At 57.7% G+C, this 19,039-nt stretch carries 17 protein-coding genes and 1 pseudogene; 7 read left to right on the top strand and 11 right to left on the bottom strand.

What is annotated here, in order from left to right:
* Positions 1-73: 73 nt before the first annotated feature.
* From ACNA0I_RS14790 to ACNA0I_RS14815, 6 genes are read right to left on the bottom strand one after another with little or no spacing between them, the layout of a single operon-like run.
* Positions 74-499, bottom strand: coding sequence for a PaaI family thioesterase (locus ACNA0I_RS14790; RefSeq protein WP_415806771.1), 426 nt, complete (start codon positions 497-499; stop codon positions 74-76).
* A 51-nt stretch (positions 500-550) separates the two neighbouring features.
* Positions 551-1,555, bottom strand: a complete 1,005-nt coding sequence (locus tag ACNA0I_RS14795) for a zinc-binding dehydrogenase (RefSeq protein WP_415806879.1) — start codon at positions 1,553-1,555, stop codon at positions 551-553.
* A 29-nt stretch (positions 1,556-1,584) separates the two neighbouring features.
* Positions 1,585-2,571, bottom strand: a complete 987-nt coding sequence (locus ACNA0I_RS14800) for an ABC transporter substrate-binding protein (protein WP_415806772.1) — start codon at positions 2,569-2,571, stop codon at positions 1,585-1,587.
* 20 nt (positions 2,572-2,591) lie between these two features.
* The gene (locus ACNA0I_RS14805; protein ID WP_415806773.1) at positions 2,592-3,362 is read right to left on the bottom strand and encodes an ABC transporter permease; all 771 of its coding nucleotides are present in this window, start codon (positions 3,360-3,362) and stop codon (positions 2,592-2,594) included.
* On the bottom strand, positions 3,359-4,150 hold the full coding sequence (locus ACNA0I_RS14810; protein WP_415806774.1) for an ABC transporter ATP-binding protein: 792 nt from the start codon (positions 4,148-4,150) through the stop codon (positions 3,359-3,361). The genes ACNA0I_RS14805 and ACNA0I_RS14810 overlap by 4 nt, the downstream gene beginning before the upstream one ends.
* Positions 4,147-4,887: a GntR family transcriptional regulator gene (locus tag ACNA0I_RS14815; protein ID WP_415806775.1), complete on the bottom strand. Its 741-nt coding sequence runs from the start codon at positions 4,885-4,887 to the stop codon at positions 4,147-4,149. Before ACNA0I_RS14815 ends, ACNA0I_RS14810 begins: the two co-directional genes overlap by 4 nt.
* 521 nt (positions 4,888-5,408) lie before the next feature.
* On the opposite strand from ACNA0I_RS14815, the pseudogene ACNA0I_RS14820 reads away from it, so the two are divergent.
* The 6 genes and pseudogenes from ACNA0I_RS14820 to ACNA0I_RS14845 form a co-directional block, all read left to right on the top strand.
* Positions 5,409-5,552, top strand: a pseudogene (locus ACNA0I_RS14820) (proline dehydrogenase family protein); the annotation flags it as partial.
* A gap of 132 nt (positions 5,553-5,684) precedes the next feature.
* Complete coding sequence (locus tag ACNA0I_RS14825; protein ID WP_415806776.1) at positions 5,685-6,638, top strand: tripartite tricarboxylate transporter substrate binding protein; 954 nt, start codon at positions 5,685-5,687, stop codon at positions 6,636-6,638.
* Between the two features lie 24 nt (positions 6,639-6,662).
* Positions 6,663-7,148, top strand: coding sequence for a tripartite tricarboxylate transporter TctB family protein (locus ACNA0I_RS14830; protein ID WP_415806777.1), 486 nt, complete (start codon positions 6,663-6,665; stop codon positions 7,146-7,148).
* Between the two features lies 1 nt (position 7,149).
* A complete protein-coding gene (locus ACNA0I_RS14835) occupies positions 7,150-8,637 on the top strand; it encodes a tripartite tricarboxylate transporter permease (protein WP_415806778.1) in 1,488 nt (495 codons plus the stop codon).
* Between the two features lie 314 nt (positions 8,638-8,951).
* Positions 8,952-9,602: a two-partner secretion domain-containing protein gene (locus ACNA0I_RS14840; RefSeq protein WP_415806779.1), complete on the top strand. Its 651-nt coding sequence runs from the start codon at positions 8,952-8,954 to the stop codon at positions 9,600-9,602.
* Between the two features lie 61 nt (positions 9,603-9,663).
* The gene (locus ACNA0I_RS14845; RefSeq protein ID WP_415806780.1) at positions 9,664-10,197 is read left to right on the top strand and encodes a hypothetical protein; all 534 of its coding nucleotides are present in this window, start codon (positions 9,664-9,666) and stop codon (positions 10,195-10,197) included.
* Positions 10,198-10,410: 213 nt separating this feature from the next.
* Here ACNA0I_RS14845 and ACNA0I_RS14850 read toward each other — a convergent pair whose 3' ends face one another.
* Positions 10,411-11,766 (bottom strand): hypothetical protein, encoded by a 1,356-nt coding sequence (locus ACNA0I_RS14850; RefSeq protein WP_415806782.1) that lies wholly within the window; start codon positions 11,764-11,766, stop codon positions 10,411-10,413.
* Positions 11,767-12,422: 656 nt separating this feature from the next.
* On the opposite strand from ACNA0I_RS14850, the gene ACNA0I_RS14855 reads away from it, so the two are divergent.
* Positions 12,423-13,481, top strand: a complete 1,059-nt coding sequence (locus tag ACNA0I_RS14855) for a hypothetical protein (protein ID WP_415806783.1) — start codon at positions 12,423-12,425, stop codon at positions 13,479-13,481.
* 20 nt (positions 13,482-13,501) lie between these two features.
* On the opposite strand, the gene ACNA0I_RS14860 is transcribed toward ACNA0I_RS14855, so the two are convergent.
* Genes ACNA0I_RS14860 through ACNA0I_RS14875 form a run of 4 tightly spaced genes read right to left on the bottom strand, consistent with a single transcriptional unit; the run spans position 13,502 to position 19,034 of the window.
* Positions 13,502-15,142, bottom strand: coding sequence for a gamma-glutamyltransferase family protein (locus ACNA0I_RS14860; RefSeq protein WP_415806784.1), 1,641 nt, complete (start codon positions 15,140-15,142; stop codon positions 13,502-13,504).
* 53 nt (positions 15,143-15,195) lie between these two features.
* Positions 15,196-16,251, bottom strand: coding sequence for an ABC transporter substrate-binding protein (locus tag ACNA0I_RS14865; protein ID WP_415806785.1), 1,056 nt, complete (start codon positions 16,249-16,251; stop codon positions 15,196-15,198).
* Positions 16,244-17,428, bottom strand: coding sequence for a CobW family GTP-binding protein (locus ACNA0I_RS14870; protein ID WP_415806786.1), 1,185 nt, complete (start codon positions 17,426-17,428; stop codon positions 16,244-16,246). Before ACNA0I_RS14870 ends, ACNA0I_RS14865 begins: the two co-directional genes overlap by 8 nt.
* Positions 17,418-19,034, bottom strand: coding sequence for an amidohydrolase family protein (locus ACNA0I_RS14875; RefSeq protein ID WP_415806787.1), 1,617 nt, complete (start codon positions 19,032-19,034; stop codon positions 17,418-17,420). The genes ACNA0I_RS14870 and ACNA0I_RS14875 overlap by 11 nt, the downstream gene beginning before the upstream one ends.
* Positions 19,035-19,039 lie beyond the last annotated feature (5 nt).

Consider the following 19,039-nt stretch of genomic DNA (forward strand, 5'->3'; position numbering starts at 1 on the left):
GTGGCAATGGGAAAGAATTCGAGGCTGAGTGGGATGGTGNGTCCGGCGCCTTGGCCCCGGACNCACCTCTGCATCAGGCCTTGGGCTTGGGCGTGGAATAGGCGCCGCGGCCGCTGGCCAGCAGTTTGCCGTCGGCGTCGTACACGTAGGCTTCTGCAATCGAGACCTGCGAGCCGAATTTGATGACTTTGCCTTTGGCGTGCAGATCGCCACGCAATGCGGCACGGTGGTAATCCACGCGCAGGTCGATGGTGGGCACGCCGCGTCCGGTTTGCGACACGAGTGCCCAGTCGGCTGTCAGATCGACCAAGGCTGCAAGAATGCCGCCGTGGGTGTAGCCGCCTTCGGGGTTGACGACCCATTCTTCGCGCCATTTGGCGGACAGTTCGATTTCGCCCTCAGAGACGGACAGGACCTCGATGCCCAGCCACTCGTGATAAGGGCCGCGGCGCAAGCGGGCCTGGATGTCTTCTTTGGTGGGGAGTGTGGTTTCGCTCATGATATGGATGATGAAAGATTCAGGGAAATGATTTCGTAAGCAGGCGCGAAATCAGGGTTTGACGATGACCTTGCCCAGCACTTCGCGGTCGCGGATCAGTGCCAGCCCTTCGGCGGCTTGTTCCAGTGGCACGACGCGATCGATAACGGGCTTGATACTGCCGTCGGCCACCATGTCCAGCAGGGCCTTGAGGTTGTCATCGTAGAAACTGTTCGAACCTTTGATGTTCAATTCGAAGCTCCATACATAGCGCAGATCTTCTTTCGGATCATGGCCTGCCGTGGCGCCGCATACGAGCAAGGTGCCGCCGCGTTTGAGGCATTTCAGCGAAGGCACCCAGGTGTCGCCGCCGGTGAAGTTGATGACGACATCCACGCCGCCTTCGTTGGTGCGGCGTTGGGGTTTGCCATATTGCGCGATGGCCCATTTCGAGAAATCGGTGTCGCGATAATTGATGACGTGATCGGCGCCGATCTTCAGCAGTTGTTCGCCTTTGGCGTCGCTGCCCGCGCAGGCGATGACTTCTGCGCCCAGCAGTTTTGCCAGGATGACGCAGGCAGTGCCTACGCCGCCGCTGGCGCCCAATACCACCACGCGATCACCTGCTTTGACGGTGTTGTGGGTGATCAGCATGCGGTGCGCGGTGCCATAGGCGACGGGCAGGGCGGCTGCATCTTCATAGCTGACTTGGTCGGGCAGGGCGATCAGTTGCTGTGCGGACACCAGGCAGTATTCGGCCATACCGCCGTCCAGCATCTCGCCCATCAGGCCCTTGGCGCGATTCAGCGGGTTGACCAGGACGCGGTCGCCGACTTTCCAGTCAGACACGTCGTCACCGACTTCGACAATTTCACCCGCCATATCCAGGCCGATCACGACAGGCAGCGGCACCTTGATGCCGGGCATGCCGCGCACGGTGAATACGTCGTGATAGTTGAATGAGGACGCACCCACGCGAATCACCACATGGCCTGCCGTGGCGGTGGGGGCGGGTTTATCGGTGACGACCTGCAGTTGATCCAGGTCGCCGTGTTCGCTCAACAGCAGTGCTTTCATGGTTTTGCTCATGCTATTCCTTTGTGGTGTTACTTGATGGTTTTGGATTGTTCGTAGGGACCGGTCATGAAAAGATCGTCTTTGAGTTCACCCTTGATCATTCCGCTTTCTGTAAAGACCTGATGCTCGCGTTTCAGCGTGGCAATATCCGCCGGCTCGAAGGCGACGCGGTTCATGTTCGACCATTGGCCTGCGTAGACGCGGGCATCTTGTTCGGGCAGGTTGGCGGACTTTTGCAGGATCTCCACGACTTCGTCCCGATGCGTTTCGCCCCACGACAGGGTGTTGCGCATGCCTGCCAGCACACGGGCCACCACATCGGGATGTTGCGCGATGAATTCGCTGCGCACGGCACCGATGCCGATATAGGGCACGGAGTCGCTCTTGGTCAGCTTTTTCCATTCGTCGGCAAACGACCCCAGGCGAGTGACTTTCAGTTCGCTCAGTTGGGCGATCGTGACGGAACGCAATGCCGCAGCATCGACTTGCTTTTGCGCGAGGAATTGCGCGATGCGGGATTCGTTGCCGCCCACTAGCGAGAAGTCATTGCTCTTGATGCCATAGTTGCCGTCCAGCACTGCGCCGGCGATGACAGCAACAGAGCTGCCGGCCGGTGACATGCCGACTTTCTTGCCGCGCAGCTGTTCCAATGACGTAATGGGCGAGCCTTCGGGTACGACGAATTGCACGTCGGCAGGTTGGGTTGCGGAAAAGACCTTGATGGGAACGCCTTCGGCGGCGCTGCTGAATACGCCGGCAGCGGGCGCGCCAAACGCCAGGTCGATCGAGTTCGACGCCAATGCACGCAAGGGAGCATTGACATCGGGGAAGCGAACGAATTCAACGTCCAGATTCTGCTTCTTCAGAAAATCGGTGGCCTCCAGCACTGAGCCATAGCCCAGGCTGACACCGCTGCTCCAATAACCAATACGTACTTTGTCGGCGGCCAGGGCATTGGCAGAGGCAAACAAGGCTGCTGCTGCCAGCGTGACGGGCAGATATTTTTTCCAGTTCATCGTAAAAACTCCGTTGAGTTTTAAATCGGTTTCCAGCGAAACAAACGGCGTTCCATCGGTTTCAACAGCCCTCCCTCGAGGGCGAGCATCAGCAAGACCAGTGTGAGCGTCCACGCGAATACCTGGTCTGTTTGCACCAGATCAGCTGCCTGACGCAGCCGGTATCCGATGCCATCAGAAGAGCCCAGCGTTTCGGCGACGAGCGACACCCGCCAGCCGAATCCGAATGCCAATCGGGCGCCAGAGAAAAAGTAGGGCAGGATGGTGGGCAGATAAATCTTGCGCAGGATTTGCGTGCGCGACATGCGAAAGCTGCGCGCCAGATCTATATGCTGTTTGTCTACGTTCTTTGATCCCTGCCATACATTGGTCAGGATCAGCGGCATGGCGGTCATGAAGACGACAAAGATCGTTGTCGCGTTCGATATCCCAAACCAGATGATCGCGAATACCGCCCAGATCGCCGACGAGACGGTATTGGTCACCGAGAGCAGGGGCTCGAAAAAATTGGCCAGCGTGCGGTTCGATCCCAGCGCCAAGCCCAATGGCGTGCCCACGATGGTGGCCAGGACAAAACCCATCGCTACGCGATACAGCGTCATGCCGATGTCGTGCAGGAACGTGGGCGTGGCGAACAGGGCCTGCATGGCTGCCCAGACTTTCGAGGGGCCGGGCAGGATAAACGCCGGCATGCGCGACGCTGCAAGCGCCCAGATGGCAATAAAGACCAGCGCGAGGAACAGACGCTGACTCAGCAGAATCCACAAGGAGCGCGTGGCGGTTTGCGTCATGGTGTCACCTTCAGGCGGAGCTGACGCGTCAGTTCGGCCGCGTCCGGGTCGGTGGGCAAGCGAGGACGGGCCAGAGGCACGTCGACGATTTGTTTGACGCGGCCGGGACGAGGTTCCAGCAGCACGATGCGATCCGCGAGCACGACGGCTTCTTCAACGTCATGCGTGACAAACAGAATGGTGGCGCCACTACCGGCCTGAATTCGCAGCAGTTCCTGATGCATCTGGCTGCGCGTGTGCGGATCCAGCTTTGAAAAGGGTTCGTCCATCAGCAGTATGGAGGGCTCGACGACCAGGCTGCGCGCCAGGGCGACGCGGCTGCGCATGCCGCCGGACAGCTGATGGGGCCACGATTGAGCGAACTCGGCCAGTCCTACGGTGCGCAGGGCTTGTTCCGCACGCTCATGCCGTTCGTGGCGGGGCAGTGATTGGGCCTCCAGCCCGAATTCCACGTTATCACGCACGGTGCGCCAAGGCAGCAAACGGTCTTCCTGGAACATATATGCCAGTTTGTGCCATTGTTCGAATTGCGCTGCAGGCTTGCCTTCTATTTCCAATTCGCCGCGATCGAACGAATCCAGGCCCGCTGCGATATTCAGCAGCGTGCTTTTACCGCAGCCGGAGGCGCCCAACAGGGCGACGACCTCGCCACGGTGCACGTCAAAAGATACGTCCCGCAGGGCTTGCAGGTCACCATAGAACTTATTGAGGTGTGTCGCCCGCAGCACGGTTGGCGTGGCAACGCGTGCCGTGTCATGAGTCGGTTCAATGTCAGCCTGCGCATTCATCGCCAGCTCCCTGGGCCGCTAATAGGAATGGCCGCACCGGTTTCCGCCAGACTTGCATAAAGTTTCTCCATGGTCATTGCCTGGAATGTCTCTATATGTCGTCGCGCGATCAGTTCGGCGCGCTTGCCGTCCTTGTCTTCGAACGCTGCTATCAAGGCGTTGTGGTCGTGCTTGATTTCGGGCTTGGTCTTCTGAACGCCGAATCCCAGGGCAACCAGCCGGGACATTTCGTCCAACAGCGATGCCAACGTGCGATGCAGCCGTTCATTGCCGCAGGCGGCCGAGATGGCCAGATGAAAGGCCGAGTTTGCATCCATGAACGCATCAATCTGATCGTTCAATTGCATGACCGGGTGTTGCACCCGGCAGGCGGCCTCGAGCTCACGCAACTGTACGATGTCAACGCGGCCGACGGCCAGACGTGCCGCCAGGGGTTCGAGCTGAACACGCAGCGTGAAGACTTCTTCCACGTCCCGCAAGGTAATGGGCGCAATTTGATAGCCCTTGCGAGGGCGGGACTTTACAAAGCCTTCATGGGCCAGTCTTACCAAGGCGATACGCACGCTGTTCTTGCGGATGCCGTACCTGGTCATCAGTTCCGGTTCGGTCACAAATGCGCCGGGAGGCAATCGGCAAGAAAGTATGTCTCGCCGCACGCGTGTGTAGGCGTCATCCCCAAAACTTAAGGCGCTGTTTGCTTCATGTGCAGGTGCAGAAAAAACAGGAGAAAAGATCATGGCCGCCGCATCTTCAGTGGATGTGTAAGCGGCTCACAGATGTTTCCAGAACTGCCTACATGAGCCCATTCTAGGTACTCACATGCGAAGTGTGAAACATCAATATGCACTATGCATATAAGTAAAAACCATATAAATCAAAGGTTTGTGAGCGGCTTACGTGAGCTGCTCACAAGATTTCCTTGAGGGAAACCGAGCGTGCATGGCGCGTGCGAAAGACGGGATCGAGTGGCGTTTTGCGTCGCCGCAATTATGCCGCCAGCGCTGCGCCGCAATAGCGGCATCCAGCGAATTGTTCATGGCCGGGAACTTGGGCTTTGGTGGTGTGTTCTTGTCATCTCGGGTTTGCTGAAAGGGACTTCCGGATGCGTCTTGTTCACTTCGCTGCTCTGTCTGGAGGATCACCGTTTGATGAAGCGGCTCCATACCTGTGATGAAAGCATCAGTCTGTCTGGTCAAGGGCGACTATTGGGATACGGAAATCAACCGCGCCCAACTCGACGGGCGACGAGATGGAAGACTATCCCGGACAGTACGAGTTTCAATGCCTGCTCGGCATGAGCGAGCTCTTGTATGAATAAGTCGTTGGTCTGGCGGACAGTGGTAAGCGCGATTGTCCTTGCCGGATCTGCGCGCCGGTGGGAACGCAAGAGACGCTGCTGGCTGAATACCCTGACAACAACGACATGGCATTGCGCCCGAAAATTGTCTAGTATCAAAGTCTATTACGCCGTATATCAATAAACAGGCAATGGCCGGTGGGTGACATCACGCATCGGCCAATCGAGGAGACATCCATGCTAGGAATCACACGGGTTTTGGCTTCATTGGTTGTGGCTGCGCTGCCGTGGGCGGCGGGGGCCGCGCCGGCAAAAGTCATGGCACCGGGAGGGCCGGGCGGCGGCTATGACGCCGCGGCGCGCGTGCCGTTGCAGGTCATGCAGCAGGCCGGCATTTTCACTGATGGGTTTCAGGTCACGAACAAGGGCGGCGCAGGCGGAACGATCGGCCTGGCAGAGTTCATCAACACCAGCAAGAACGACGACAACGCCATCATGTCGATGGGGGCCATCCTGGTCGGCGGCATCATCCTGAATAAATCGCCGGTATCGCTGGACCAGGTGACGCCGCTCGTCAGATTGACCGACGACGCCGATGTGCTGGCCGTACCGATGGATTCACCCATCAAGACCGTGGCCGATGTGATCGCCGCGATGAAGAGCAACCCGGGCGCACTGGCAATCGGCGGCGGTTCGATCGGCGGTGTCGACCAAGTCGCGGCAGGGCTGATCGCCAAATCCGCCGGTGTCGATCCGCGCAAACTCAATTACATCCCCTATCCGAGCGGCGCGGAGCTGGTGCCCTTGCTGGTCAGTGGGCAACTGAAGCTGGCGTTGTCGGGGTTGTCAGAGTTCAAACCCTATGCGGACCAAAAGCGTCTGCGCATCATTGCCGTGACGTCTGATAAACGCCTGCCAGGCGTTGACGCGCCGACCCTCAAAGAATCGGGCGTGGACGTGGTAATCGGGAATTGGCGCGGTATTGTGGGAGCGCCGGGGATGAGCAAAGAAGGCCGCGCCATGTGGCTGGATCGTTTTCAAAAGATGCATGCCTCACCTCAATGGAAGCAGACCCTGGAGAAGCAGGGGTGGGATGACGCTTACCTCGCAGGTGACGATTTCGCCAAATTCCTGGACGAGGAAAAAGTCCGTCAGGCACAAGTGTTGAAAGATCTCGGCCTGGCAAAGTAAGCCATTTCCGCACAGGAGAACGTCATGCCCGCGACACCGCAACGCCGTCCGTGGTGGTTGGGATTGGCCGTGATCATTATCGGCGCGATCTGGCTGCAGCAAGGGTATGCGCTGCCGGATGCGGCGGGTTACGGCGGGGTAGGGCCGGGGGCATTCGTCATGCTGGTCGGTGCAGTCCTGATTCTGCTCGGACTGGCGTTGATGGCGCAGATCGCGCGCGGCGACTCGTTTGATCCCCAGGAGGCCGAGAGCGCCGAGGCCGGCGCCGCGCCATCGCGCAAGGCCTTTGCCTTTGCGGCGGCAGGGGCAGGCATCCCATTACTCACGATGCAATCGCTCGGATTTCCCCTGACCGCCATGTTGGCGTTTGTCTTGGTCACGCATGCGTTTGGATCGCGCAGGCTGGTGCTCGACAGCGTGATCGGCTTGGTGCTGGGCGGGATTTGCTGGGCGGGATTCTCCTGGTTGGGTGTGACGTTGGGTGGCGCATTGCCGCTGGCAGGGTGGTGAAATGGGTGCCTTTGATTCCTTGATGGCGGGTTTTGCCGTCGCGCTGCAGCCCGTGCATTTGATGTGGGCCTTTGTCGGATCGTTACTTGGGACCGCCATTGGTGTGTTGCCGGGGATCGGACCGGCCCTGACGATTGCGCTGTTGTTGCCCGTGACGGTCAAGCTGGCGCCGACGGCGGCATTCATCATGTTTGCCGGCGTGTTGTACGGGGCGATGTATGGCGGGTCCACGACCTCGATATTGTTGAATACCCCCGGCGAAAGCGGCTCGATGATGACGGCGCTCGAGGGTAACAAGATGGCGCGTGCCGGGCGCGGCGCAGCAGCGCTGGCTACGGCAGCGATCGGGTCCTTTGTGGCAGGGACATTGGCGACGTTGGGCTTGACGTTCCTGGCGCCGGCGATCGCGGAGCTGGCATTCGTGTTCGGGCCGGCGGATTATTTTGCGTTGATGCTGCTGGCCTTTACGTCGGTATCGGTGGTGTTGGGGACGTCGCGGGTGCGCGGCTTTATTGCGTTGTTCCTGGGCCTGGCGATGGGTGTGGTGGGCATTGACGGCCCCTCGGGGCAGGCGCGCCTGGCGTTCGGCTCTCCGGATTTGTTGGATGGCATCGATATCACGGTGGTGCTGGTGTCATTGTTTGCAATCGGGGAAATTCTCTATGTGGCCAGCCGCTATCGCAACGCGCCGCCTGCGGTGAATCCGCTGTCGGGCGGGCGCTGGATGACGGGGCAGGATTGGCGACGGTCCTGGAAACCATGGCTGCGCGGAACGGCGCTGGGTTTTCCGATAGGCGCGTTGCCGGCCGGGGGATCCGAGGTGCCGACCTTTCTGTCGTACACGATAGAGCGTCGATTGAGCCGGCATAAAGAAGAATTCGGCAAGGGTGCGATTGAGGGTGTTGCTGGGCCCGAGGCCGCCAACAATGCGGCGGCGGCGGGCATATTGGTGCCGTTGTTGACTCTGGGCCTGCCCACGTCGGCTACCGCTGCCGTATTGCTGGCCGCGTTCCAAAGTTATGGTCTGCAACCCGGGCCATTCTTGTTCGTCAACAGCGCCGACCTGGTATGGGGGTTGATCGCGTCGCTATACGTAGGCAACCTGATGCTGCTGGTCTTGAATCTGCCATTGGTGGGCTTGTGGGTGCGATTGCTGTTGGTGCCTCGTCCGTATTTGTATGCGGGCATCCTGGTTTTTGCCATGGTCGGGATCTGGGGCGTCGGCACGTCGTGGATGGATCTGCTGCTGATGTTTGTGATCGGTTTGGCAGGTTATGTGATGCGCGTTTATGACTTTCCCATTGCGCCGGTATTGATCGGATTGATTCTGGGGCCGCTAGCAGAGACGCAATTGCGCCGTGCCTTGTCGATAGGCGAAGGCAATCCTCTGGTGCTGGTGTCCTCGCCGTTGTCGGCCACCTTCATCGTGTTGGCGCTGGCGGTGCTGTTCTTGCCGGCGTTGTTGCGCAAGTTGCGGGCGAATGCGTGATGGTCCTGCCAACCTGATAAGCCGGGGTATCGAGCGGGTAGAAAAATAGGAACAGTCCTGTTTTTGAATATGCCTGATCTTTACGCGTAAACCGTAGGATCTGCGGCTCAGCAAGCGATATCAACGTCCTCGCCGCTCAGGGGTAGCGAAATCCGGCCGCTACCCCGCTACAAAACAATAAGAACGTTCGCTAGCCTAGCAACTCGCTCAGCCGAGAGCGATGCGTTGGCGCCTGTTTATACCGTTGGAAACCGTGCAACGACATGCCTCGATGCTGGGCGTCTTGCCCTGGCTGAGTCCTATCGACTCGGTTAATGATTTCCTTCTCTCAATCGTCACGTCCATTGCACCGTCTCGCCGGTGGCGGTGCCGTGTGCGTCGTAAATGTGCAGATGATGCGTTCGTTTCGTATTCAAGTTTGTGGCGCGTGGAACAGAGTGTTCGCGTATGTGTTGCTGAGTCTCTCTGGTGGTGGCCCGGTATTGGCGCAGACTTTGCCCCTGACCGTCGATCCCCATGCTGCCGGCGTGCGTCCAGCAGTGGAGCATCAAGGCGGGGTGCCGGTGATCCAGATCGCACCGCCTGCGGCAGGCGTGTCGAACAACAAGTTCACCGAGTTCAACGTCGGCCCTTCCGGCGTCATTCTGAACAACAGCGGTGCGGCGAGCCAGACACAGTTGGCCGGCCAGATTGCGGGTAATCCCCATTTGGGCCGCAACCCCGCAACGACGATCTTGAATCAGGTGACCGCGCGCAATCCCTCGCAGTTGCGCGGGTTACTGGAGGTCGCGGGGTCTCGCGCCAATGTGATCGTAGCTAACCCGGCTGGAATTACGTGTGACGGGCCGGTCAAATTCATTATCAGGATAGTGGAGGCTCAAAGTACTACTATGATCCGAATAGAAAAGTTTTCTTTGATAAGGAAAAAGACGTCTTGGCCCCTAAGGCTGTTCAGGATTTGTTAAAAGAGGAGTCTTGTTATCGAGCAATTAGTAAAGCTCTGTACGGCTACTTAGGAGCAAGGAAGTGATTTTGTTCAACGACGAAATGAGACGACGTGCTTCTAGAGAGCTGTTGAATTTGGTTCGCTATCCGCAACTGCCGATTGGCCTTTCACAAATTATCCAGTCCGGCTTTTCAAAGAAAAACGGATGCTATTTTTTTGAGAACTATGCGTCAAAGCTTGAAGAGATGGGGCCAGACATGATTCGGTCAAGATTTGGCGATTTGACTGGTTATGAAGTTTCATTCAATACCATCCATATTGATGATTTTTCAGAAGAACTAACGTTGAGTATTGGATTGGCATTTTCACGGGAGTTCTTGAAGTCTTGGGCGAAGTGGGCTGATGTGCCATGCAAGCTAGTAGTTGCTTCTAATGACGGTGAGTTTGGCGAGGACACGTCTTTCCGGTTCTACGTACCGAGGGAAGACGAAGTTTATATGGATTATTCGAACATTAGCGGTTTCGATGAGGCGATCATCGCTGTGGACGTTCTTCCCGGGTCTGATTCGAATCTGCTGAATCTTGACAGGGTTAGAAATGTAATGGCTGGCTAAAGAGGGGGGGCATTCCCTTAAGTGAGTATGGAACCCTCTGGATTGAAATGTCCGGCAATGCGAAAAGAACTGATAGATTATCTGCAGGGGCATGCGGATAAAGACTATCAGTACAAAGCTTGGGTCAGTGATATGGCTAACACATTTAAGAATGCACGTTAGCGGCTCGAAAGTGCCGGCTTTCGAGCGACACACCGCATGGTGATAAGGGGGTTAAACAAACTGCTTGCTCGGTTTAACCGTATTGCCGGGGTTGCTGTGAGCGTCAACCTGTTGTTGAGCAACCCTAGTGCGCATAGGATCGGCTAACCAATCCAGGTCATTGATGTCGTCTAACGTGACACCGGCTGTCATCAAAATCGCGACGGCATGAGTATTGCCTGCCTCTATCTCGTTTCGCAGCATTATTTCAGCAAGGTCTCTAAAGAGCCCTTTGATTTCTGGGCGAGCATTCAATAGCCCTTTCAGCTCACGGATTTTCGACGACGAGGATGAATGTCCCTCCAGGACATAGTGTTGGATCATCGAATAAACAATAGCACTCTTACCGTCAGGAGAAGGCCGAGACAGCAGGACATTCATGACATCATTCTGTCGGACGCCGTTGCATCTGAGCAGGTTTTTTATTGCCAGTCCATCACCAACGGAACCAGCAAGGAACAGCGCGTGGTTCCAGCCCACACCACCAGCAATCATCAGTTCCGCCGCCTCTATATTGCTTTGCACTAATTGCTCATGGAGCGCCTTGTCTGAGGCAAACGCACCATGCTCAGGAACCTCCTCCGAGTCAACGATTGTCCGAATCGCGCTGATACGTTCTTCGCGGCTTAGGTCCGGCATGTTGATAACGGCCTCCATCAACGGGCCTGGGCTGATGCTTTGTGACCTGGCCATGTCCATCAATCGCACCAGATGACGTTTTTGCCCGAAGTGCGCGGCAACAAGCTTTTCGGCACTCGGCACATCGCCGCACAGCCATTTCAGCCAGTTCCCGCTTGGAGCGTTGTTCGATTCCAGCGCGTACGTCACGACACCGGAAAGACCCTCGCTGCCCTCTGAGAAGCGAAACAATCTGTCCTTGATGATGAGCTGCACGGCATCCCATTCGCCTCTATCAATCAAGCCTTTAGCAGCCTCAACAGTATCTGCCCCCGCCTCAAAGAATGCAGAGGCAGTGCACGAATCGCCCATTGCAGCAGCGAAGACAAAAGCCTCTGTCATGTCTCCCTGTGCAGCCGTCAATAATGTCTCTGCCAACGCGGGTACCGCGGCGTTGTGCGCAATAAGCGTCCTAGACAGCCAATCAGTCTTGCAGTCACTGATCATGCTGCGAATGCCCGACTCCAACTCCATGTTTTTGCTACGCATGAAGATTCTGGCAAGCTTATCCGACCCTGGTGTGCCGGCTCGACGCGGGACGGCTTGAACAGCGCTATCAGCCTTACCAGCGTGATCGTCTCCTTCCGGATCGGCTTTGATTGTTTTGACGCTCTTATCTGGCGTAGCGAGTTCGCTCATTGCAGGCCATGTGGTGGACGGGCCAGCGGATAGATTTTGTACGTGTTCCATAAGTGCTTTCTGAAAAATAGCGTTGTTGATTGGTGATTTCACCGATCGACGAGTAACACTGGCACTAAGCGTGCTCCCGTTCCTGGCTCGCACGCATCACGTCAGGCCTTAAGCTTTCCCTCTGAGTAAACGATAGTCGGTAGAATTTCTGAGTCTCTCCGATATCGTGGCTCCTTGAAAAAAAGCAGACGTAGAGAACGCCAGACCGTTGCGGTGCTGAAGGAAGGTGAATCCGCGCTGCCCGCGGCAGCGTTGTGCAGAAATTGACGGTGTTTGCGCCGCTTCGGATGCTTGCGAAGCAATTGAATCGCAGGATTGGTCCTATTTTAGTTTTCTAAATACTTGCATGAGAGCGGCGCCACTTGCCGTTCAACTAGCTAAATCAATGCGGTTGCTGTCGACAAGCTGGCAAGCCAACCGGTCCCGTCCTCTACAAAACAATGAGAACGTTTGCTAGCCTCCGCTTTCGCATGATCGAGAGTGATCTGGGCGAACCGACCTTTGAGAAATCGTGGTGCGGAATTCTTGACTTCAAAAGGAAGACTAGCAGCGCACGAACTCTCACGAGATCGGCTTTTTAAAAAACAATCACTGCATAGCAACGTGTCCAGAGCTAAGGGCACTCGACTGTGCACGTTCAAATAACAAGTAAGAAAATGATGAAGAGACTATTGATTTTGTGTGTCATGGGTGTGCTGTTTGGCGTGGTCCTTACCGCCTGCCGAAACGATCCGGAACCTACGGCAAAGCAGCGGGAAACCTGGCTAGCCGTCAATAACAGCAGTCCATTTGGCCAAGCGATGCGTGACCGATCAGAAATCCTGGTGGGAGTCGTGGAGGATGAACTGCGCGGAGCGCTGCATCATCATGGATGTCCTATCCATGGTGCTTCGGTGGCAGAGCGGCTGTTCTCCCCTCAGTACTACAAATACGTTGACGACGTGGGCCAGCAATGGCTTGCCGATAATTCGGCGTTCTATGTTTTCACCAACGGACCGCTCTTGCACGCCTTGGAGCATCTTTCCGACTCGGAATATCAGCAAAGTATGGACATGCTGACGCAACCGCATTTTCAAGATGCGAGAGCGATTGCGGACATACGGTCTACGTTGAACTGGCTGTTCTCCGAAAGACTTGGATATCCCAGGTCCGGGGATTCGGCTTATCAAAAACTGGCTATGGTGATGGAGTTCAAAAAGATCCTCGACAAAACCGGGCATACCGACATGGTGGTCCGTGCCATTGGTTCCATTGATAAGAATACCGAAGAAATTTTCAACGCGCTGCCGACTACGATGTCAGCACCCATCGACGAGAAATGGCTCACGATGGCGCAGTGGTTTGCGGGAGATGAAAAACTTGAACGCATCTCCTCGTCGCTACTGGAATACGTTCACGGTGAAACCGTTACCGCTGTGCGAGATTACGAGGGATCGCCTTTAAATACGCGTATGGCCGAAGCCCGTGACGCGATTTATCTATGGCGTACCAGAACGTCTTCTGACGAGTCTGCTTCGACGGAGCAGGAGTTGCTTGGGAAAGACATTATCACCAAACATCTGGGCCCCGCTGTGGGCTCTGATATCAGGCTGTACATTCTTTATAACCACAGGGCGAACCTGCGAAAACTCGCTGTTAACTACATTAAGAATAATTACAGAGAGCTATGCCCGACCTTGGGTTCTCCCCGATTGAATCGCCTTTCGCGGTACTGAAATCTTTCGCTTGGCAACGACTACGCGACCCCTTCCGCATACCCATCCCGTTGCGGGTCTGCACCGCCCTCGAGTTTGCCATCAAACAGAGTAATCCCATGTACGCCTGCAAAGGCGTAGCTCAGGTAGCTGCGGCGGACTTCGTAGCCGAGCTGTTCTACCGCTTTTTGTACACCGACAGGAATGCGGTTGGAAATGTCGATGGCGTTGCTGGTGGCGACGAGGCGCGGGGCGATGATGGCTTCTTGAACGCCCATGCCCCATTCGAGTACGTTGAGAATGACCTGTGCGACCGCGGGCCCAATCCAGGACGCTCCGGGTGCGCCGAGCGTGAGCACGGGTTGTTCCCCGTCGTAGACGATGCTGGGGCACATGGACGAGTAACGGCGTTTGCCAGGCCCGATGGAGTTCGGCGTGCCGGGCGTGGGGTCAAAGGTGCTCATGGCACCATTCATCATAAAACCCGCGTCTTTGACGATGAACCCTGAGGGATTGCCCAGCGTGTGCGTCAACGACACGATCATGCCGTTGGCATCGACGGCGCTGACGTGAGTGGTGTGTTTGGATTCCCCGGGTGTGCGGCGGACGACGTTGGCCTTTTCGCCGGAACGGATACGTGCCGCCTGTTCCTGGCAATAGGCGTCGGACAGCAGGCGGTCAATGGGATTGTCGGAATAGTCGGGGTCGCCGATGAATTGTTCCTTGTCGCGCAGGGCGATTTTCATCGCTTCGGCCAGGACTCGGATGTATTCGGGTGAGTTGTGACCCAGGGCCGGCAAGTCGAATTGCTCGGCGATGCGCAGGATCTGTCCCACCAGTACACCGCCTCCGGGCGGTGCAGGCATGTCTACACGCCAGCCGCGATAGTCGACCGATAGCGGGTCGGAGGTGCGCAGGCGAAATTGCGCCAAGTCCGCTGTAGAGAGCAGGCCATTGTTGTTGCGCACGTCATCAATGATGTGTGCGGCGAGGGAGCCCGTGTAGAAACTGTCGGCGCCTTCCTTTGCGAGCGTTTGCAACGTGGCGGCCAAGTCGGGGTTGTGAATATAAGAGCCCAGCTTTTTGTATGAGCCATCCGGTTCCAGATAAATACGGTGCCCGTCCGGCGTGAGGGCGAGTTTTTCGCCGTAATTCATGCGGCCGTATTTACGCTCGTTTTGCGTGAAAACGGTATAGACGTGAGGCCGTACGATCCACCCATCGCGGGCGCAGTCGATGGCAGCCCCGAAAAGATCGCTCCAAGCCATGCTGCCGAATTCCGCATGTGCGGCGGAAAGGGCTTTGAGGATACCCGGGGCAGTGACCGACTGCACACCGGCTTCGTTCACGCAGTCTTTGACGATGAAGCCAAAACCGTCTGTCGTTTCACCCAAGACGATGTCCTGCCACATGTCGGCGCGGCTCTCGATGGGGCATCCGCCAAAGCCTTCGTAGACTTTGCGGATCCCCGTCGCCGGGTCATGGATGTGCAGCATGCCGAAACCTCCGATGCCGCACATCAACGGATCCACGACACCTTGCACCATGGCGCAGGCGATCACCGCATCCAGCGCCGAGCCTCCTGCACGCAGAATCTCTGCCCCTGCGGCGACGGCCTCGGGTTGAGGCGCAACAATCATGGCGCGAGGGGCGGGTATTTTGCGTGCAGGAGCTTGTCCCATGATGGTTTCCTTCGGTGAGATCGATAGATGTGCGAGAGGCGCGATAGAGGGCGTTACAGCCCGGCCTTGAACTCCTTGTTCCAGAAGTCCAGGCTGGCTGCGCGATGGCTGGCCAGGGCTTTCAGGTCATAAGGATGAATGCGGGCGAGCTCTTCTTTGGTAAAGCCGACGGATGCCTGGAGTTCGGGCGGCAGCGAGGCGTTCTTGACCGTAGGCGCATATCCCATGGTGTCGGCAAAATGCACTTGGCCGGCGGGATCGAGCAGCGCGTTCATGTATTTCCAGGCCGCGTCTTTGTTTCGGCTGTTTTTGGGAACGGCGGCCTCGAATGTCACGGGGATGGCGCCTTCCTCGGGGATGACGAATTCCAGCGGCAAGCCGGCTTCTTTCCATTGCAGCGCGCGGGCTTTCCACATGCAGGCGATCCAGATTTCTCCGGATTTGAAGGCGGCGGCGACGGCTTCGTTGGACGGGAAGACTTTGGGTGAGTTGGCTTTGAGCTTCTTCAGGAACGCGTAGCCGGGCTCAAAGCTGGAGCCGTCGCCGCCTTCTGCCAGGCCGACAAAGAGGGTGTTGAAGTTAAAGAGAATGTCGGAGAAGCCGACGCGGCCCTTGTATTTGGGATCCAGCGCATCTTTGAATGAATGAGGCGGTGTGGTGACCAGGTCCTTGTTATAGACCAGCACCATGGCGCTGAAAATATGGGGAATGGAATAAGGCGTCTTGAAGGTGTCGATCGCGTTGGCGAGGTTGGGGATCTTGTCCGCGGTCACTGGTTCGAGTACGCCGGCCGTGCTGGCGTCGTACATGTCCAGGTCACCAAGCAGTGCGATATCCATGGAGCCGCGACGCGAGTTGCGCTCGGCTTTAAGTTTGGTGTTGCGCGCCGTGGCGTTGCCCGTATCGAAGACCACATCGACGCCTTGGGCCTTGACAATGGGGCTGATGAACTGCTGCAGCAGGTTTTGGTAATCGCCGCCCCAGGTCCCGACTACGACATTGGAGGAGGCGGCGTGTGCCATGCCAGGGATCAGAGGCAGGGCCGGCGCGATGGCCAGGCCTGCCGCCTGCTTGATAAAGCCGCGTCGATGGAGATTGTGCTTATGCATGGTGCCCTCTGTGGAAATGGCGCAGGGGTGGAGCTTCCTGCTGGGGAAAAGGGAAAACGGCAGCAGCGGTCAATAGGACCGGTGCATCAGGAAAGGCTGCGTTGATGTCCGCCGCATCGATATCGCGGGTGATCACAACGCAGATGTCGTCTGTGTCGGTACGTTGCGTCATTCTGCGCGGCATGCCGAACGTCGTGCCCACGCTTTGGATCAGGATGGGTTCGTCGCAGTCGGTGGCGTTGAAGACTGCCTTGACTCGCAACAGGCGATCGCCGCACAGACCCGCCAGATCATCCAGCCAGATCGATAGATCCTCCCATTCGGCCGGTTGACGCCGTGTGCCTTTGAGCACATGGATACGGGGATGCGCTTGCGCACGCGTGTCGGATGAGAGCAATGCCTGCAGTGCGAGGTCAACCGGATCGCTGGTGGGTGGTGTGGTGAACGCCTGCCGCACGGCCTGGGTGCGATCAGTATCTGCGACGATCTGGGCCAGCGGATTGACGCCGCGAATGGCGCTAAGGTGCTCTTCGATGGTTTCCGGGGCGATCAGATCGACTTTGGTCAGAACGATGCGTTGCGCAGCGGCGAGCTGGGCTGCAGCCTCGTCAAAGGACTCGATGTTGAGCAACCCTCGTTCGCAGTCGTAGGTACTGACTACCGAGATACGCAATCCACGTGAACCGAGCAGCGGATCTGCCAGCGAGGCGATGATGGGACCGGGCCGCGACAGGCCGCTGGTTTCCAGCACGATGCGCGTGAGAGGCCCATGGCCTGCGGGTCGGGGTGCGTCGAGCAACGACATCACAGTATCAACCAGACTGCTGCGCAGCGAGCAGCATACGCAGCCGTTGGCCAGCATGGTGACGGAGTTCTGCGAGCCGTCTTCGACGATCACGCCATCGATGCCGATTTCACCGGCCTCGTTGACGATGACGCCGGTTTCACCGCGATCATCGCTTTGCAACAGGTCAACCAGCAATGAGGTTTTGCCGCTGCCCAGGAAACCCGCGAGGATGATGAGCTCAATCGGCGCGTTGTCGCGTGATACGGCGCCGTGCTGACCAGGCGCCGTGTCGTTGCTCGAGGCGGCCGAAGCACTGGATGTGCCGTCGGCCGCGAAAGCAGCGTCAAGGCGGGAGTCCGTCGAATCGGAGGCGCGAGGATCAGCGTACATAAGGCGGCCGGTTCTTGTCATCGCCCCAGCCATCGTTGACCAATGCGCGTACATCGGCGAGCAATTGGTCTACGTCATAGACGATGCCGGACTTGATGGTGTATTGCAGGGCGCGGCGCCATTCAGGCTGGCCGGTGCCGTCGTTCAGGCGCAGTGCGCCCGTACCATACAGCAGTTTGAAATCCTCGAGCGGGTTTTCCTGCAGGATCAATAGATCGGCGCGTTTGCCGATGTCGACCGAGCCGCGGTCCTCGTTGACGCCGAGCAATTCGGCGCCCTGCGAGGTCGCGCTGCGCAAGACCTCCAGCGGATGGAAGCCGGCCTCTTGCAGCAGCTCCAGTTCGCGGATCAAACCGAAACCAAAGATCTGGAAAATGAAGCCGCTATCGCTGCCGGCGCAGACACGGCCGCCGAGGTTTTTGTACTCGTTGATGAACTGCATCCAGAGGCGATAGTTTTCTTTCCATTCGATTTCGTTGGTGGTGCTCCAGCGATACCAGTAGGAACCGTGGCCGCCGCGTTGGGGTTGGAAATATTTCCAGACGGCTTTCCAGGTGTACTCGTCATGCCAATCCGCACGGCGCGCGCGCATCAGATCGCGGTTGGCGTCATAGATGTTGAAGGTGGGGACAAAGGTATGGCCCAGTTCCAGGAACTGTTCCATGACCGATTTCCACTTTGCGCTGCCTGGGGCCGCGGCTTGTTTGAACGTCTGGCCGGCCAGCGCGAAACGGAAGTATTCGTCGTTGTAGTTGTAGTCGGTGGGGTAGTTCTGTACGACCTGGTTCTCGAACAGGGCTTCGGGCAGGCCGTAGTAGTGTTCGGAACTGGTCAGGCCCCATTTGGCGGACTTCAGCGAGTTGACGCGCGTCACGGCCATTTGAGCGTGGTGGCAGCCCGAGCCCAGGCCGACTTTGGCGGCTTCGTCCAGCGCCGCCTGCATGATCGTGGGCGGTGCGCCGAAAAATTTAATGCCGTCGGCACCGCGGGCCTTCAGGCGCTGTACCCAATCGCGCGCTTGATCGGGAGTGTGAATGGTCTTGACGCGATCATTGACGGCGGGGAAATAGGCGTACGACAGAATATGCGGTGCCGCGATTTCGTTTTTGGCCGAGGCTTCTCTTTGCTGCAGGGTATATCCCAGCCCGTTCAGGCCACCCATTTCGCGTACCGTCGTGACGCCGTGCGCCAGCCACAGTTTGTAGATGTAGTCGGCGGGAGGCTCGACGTCGCACATGGAGTGGTACGGCGTGCCGATGTGAGCATGCGAGTCGATCAGGCCGGGCATGACGAATTTGCCGTGGCAGTCGATCTCGTGATCGCCAGGGGCAGGGCGACGTGCCGGATTGATCGTGTCCAGCGAAGCACCGACGCCGATCAGGGCGACGATACGTTCGTTCTCCACGACGATATCGACTGGTCCCCACGGCGGCGCGCCGGTGCCATCGATGATGGTGGCGCCGCGCAGTACCAGGCGTTTAAAGGGGCCCTCACCGCGATCGCGAGAGGTTGCGGGAACGGGAGGCTTCCAGCCTTTACTGGCATTGAGGTCTCCCATTTCCTCGCCGGGCTGGGAATTGATGTAGGGATTGTCGGGCTTGGACATGGGAT

The organism is Bordetella muralis (genome assembly GCF_965139205.1).
GTDB lineage: Bacteria > Pseudomonadota > Gammaproteobacteria > Burkholderiales > Burkholderiaceae_B > Bordetella_A > Bordetella_A muralis.

What these genes read in the sequence shown, in the direction of transcription:
- ACNA0I_RS14840 (WP_415806779.1), top strand. Translation starts at nt 8,952, where the DNA reads ATGATTTCCTTCTCTCAATCGTCACGTCCATTGCACCGTCTCGCCGGT.
- ACNA0I_RS14830 (WP_415806777.1), top strand. Translation starts at nt 6,663, where the DNA reads ATGCCCGCGACACCGCAACGCCGTCCGTGGTGGTTGGGATTGGCCGTG.
- ACNA0I_RS14835 (WP_415806778.1), top strand. Translation starts at nt 7,150, where the DNA reads ATGGGTGCCTTTGATTCCTTGATGGCGGGTTTTGCCGTCGCGCTGCAG.
- ACNA0I_RS14855 (WP_415806783.1), top strand. Translation starts at nt 12,423, where the DNA reads ATGATGAAGAGACTATTGATTTTGTGTGTCATGGGTGTGCTGTTTGGC.
- ACNA0I_RS14870 (WP_415806786.1), bottom strand. Translation starts at nt 17,428, where the DNA reads ATGTACGCTGATCCTCGCGCCTCCGATTCGACGGACTCCCGCCTTGAC.
- ACNA0I_RS14795 (WP_415806879.1), bottom strand. Translation starts at nt 1,555, where the DNA reads ATGAAAGCACTGCTGTTGAGCGAACACGGCGACCTGGATCAACTGCAG.
- ACNA0I_RS14810 (WP_415806774.1), bottom strand. Translation starts at nt 4,150, where the DNA reads ATGAATGCGCAGGCTGACATTGAACCGACTCATGACACGGCACGCGTT.
- ACNA0I_RS14800 (WP_415806772.1), bottom strand. Translation starts at nt 2,571, where the DNA reads ATGAACTGGAAAAAATATCTGCCCGTCACGCTGGCAGCAGCAGCCTTG.
- ACNA0I_RS14815 (WP_415806775.1), bottom strand. Translation starts at nt 4,887, where the DNA reads ATGATCTTTTCTCCTGTTTTTTCTGCACCTGCACATGAAGCAAACAGC.
- ACNA0I_RS14805 (WP_415806773.1), bottom strand. Translation starts at nt 3,362, where the DNA reads ATGACGCAAACCGCCACGCGCTCCTTGTGGATTCTGCTGAGTCAGCGT.
- ACNA0I_RS14850 (WP_415806782.1), bottom strand. Translation starts at nt 11,766, where the DNA reads ATGGAACACGTACAAAATCTATCCGCTGGCCCGTCCACCACATGGCCT.
- ACNA0I_RS14790 (WP_415806771.1), bottom strand. Translation starts at nt 499, where the DNA reads ATGAGCGAAACCACACTCCCCACCAAAGAAGACATCCAGGCCCGCTTG.
- ACNA0I_RS14825 (WP_415806776.1), top strand. Translation starts at nt 5,685, where the DNA reads ATGCTAGGAATCACACGGGTTTTGGCTTCATTGGTTGTGGCTGCGCTG.
- ACNA0I_RS14865 (WP_415806785.1), bottom strand. Translation starts at nt 16,251, where the DNA reads ATGCATAAGCACAATCTCCATCGACGCGGCTTTATCAAGCAGGCGGCA.
- ACNA0I_RS14875 (WP_415806787.1), bottom strand. Translation starts at nt 19,034, where the DNA reads ATGTCCAAGCCCGACAATCCCTACATCAATTCCCAGCCCGGCGAGGAA.
- ACNA0I_RS14860 (WP_415806784.1), bottom strand. Translation starts at nt 15,142, where the DNA reads ATGGGACAAGCTCCTGCACGCAAAATACCCGCCCCTCGCGCCATGATT.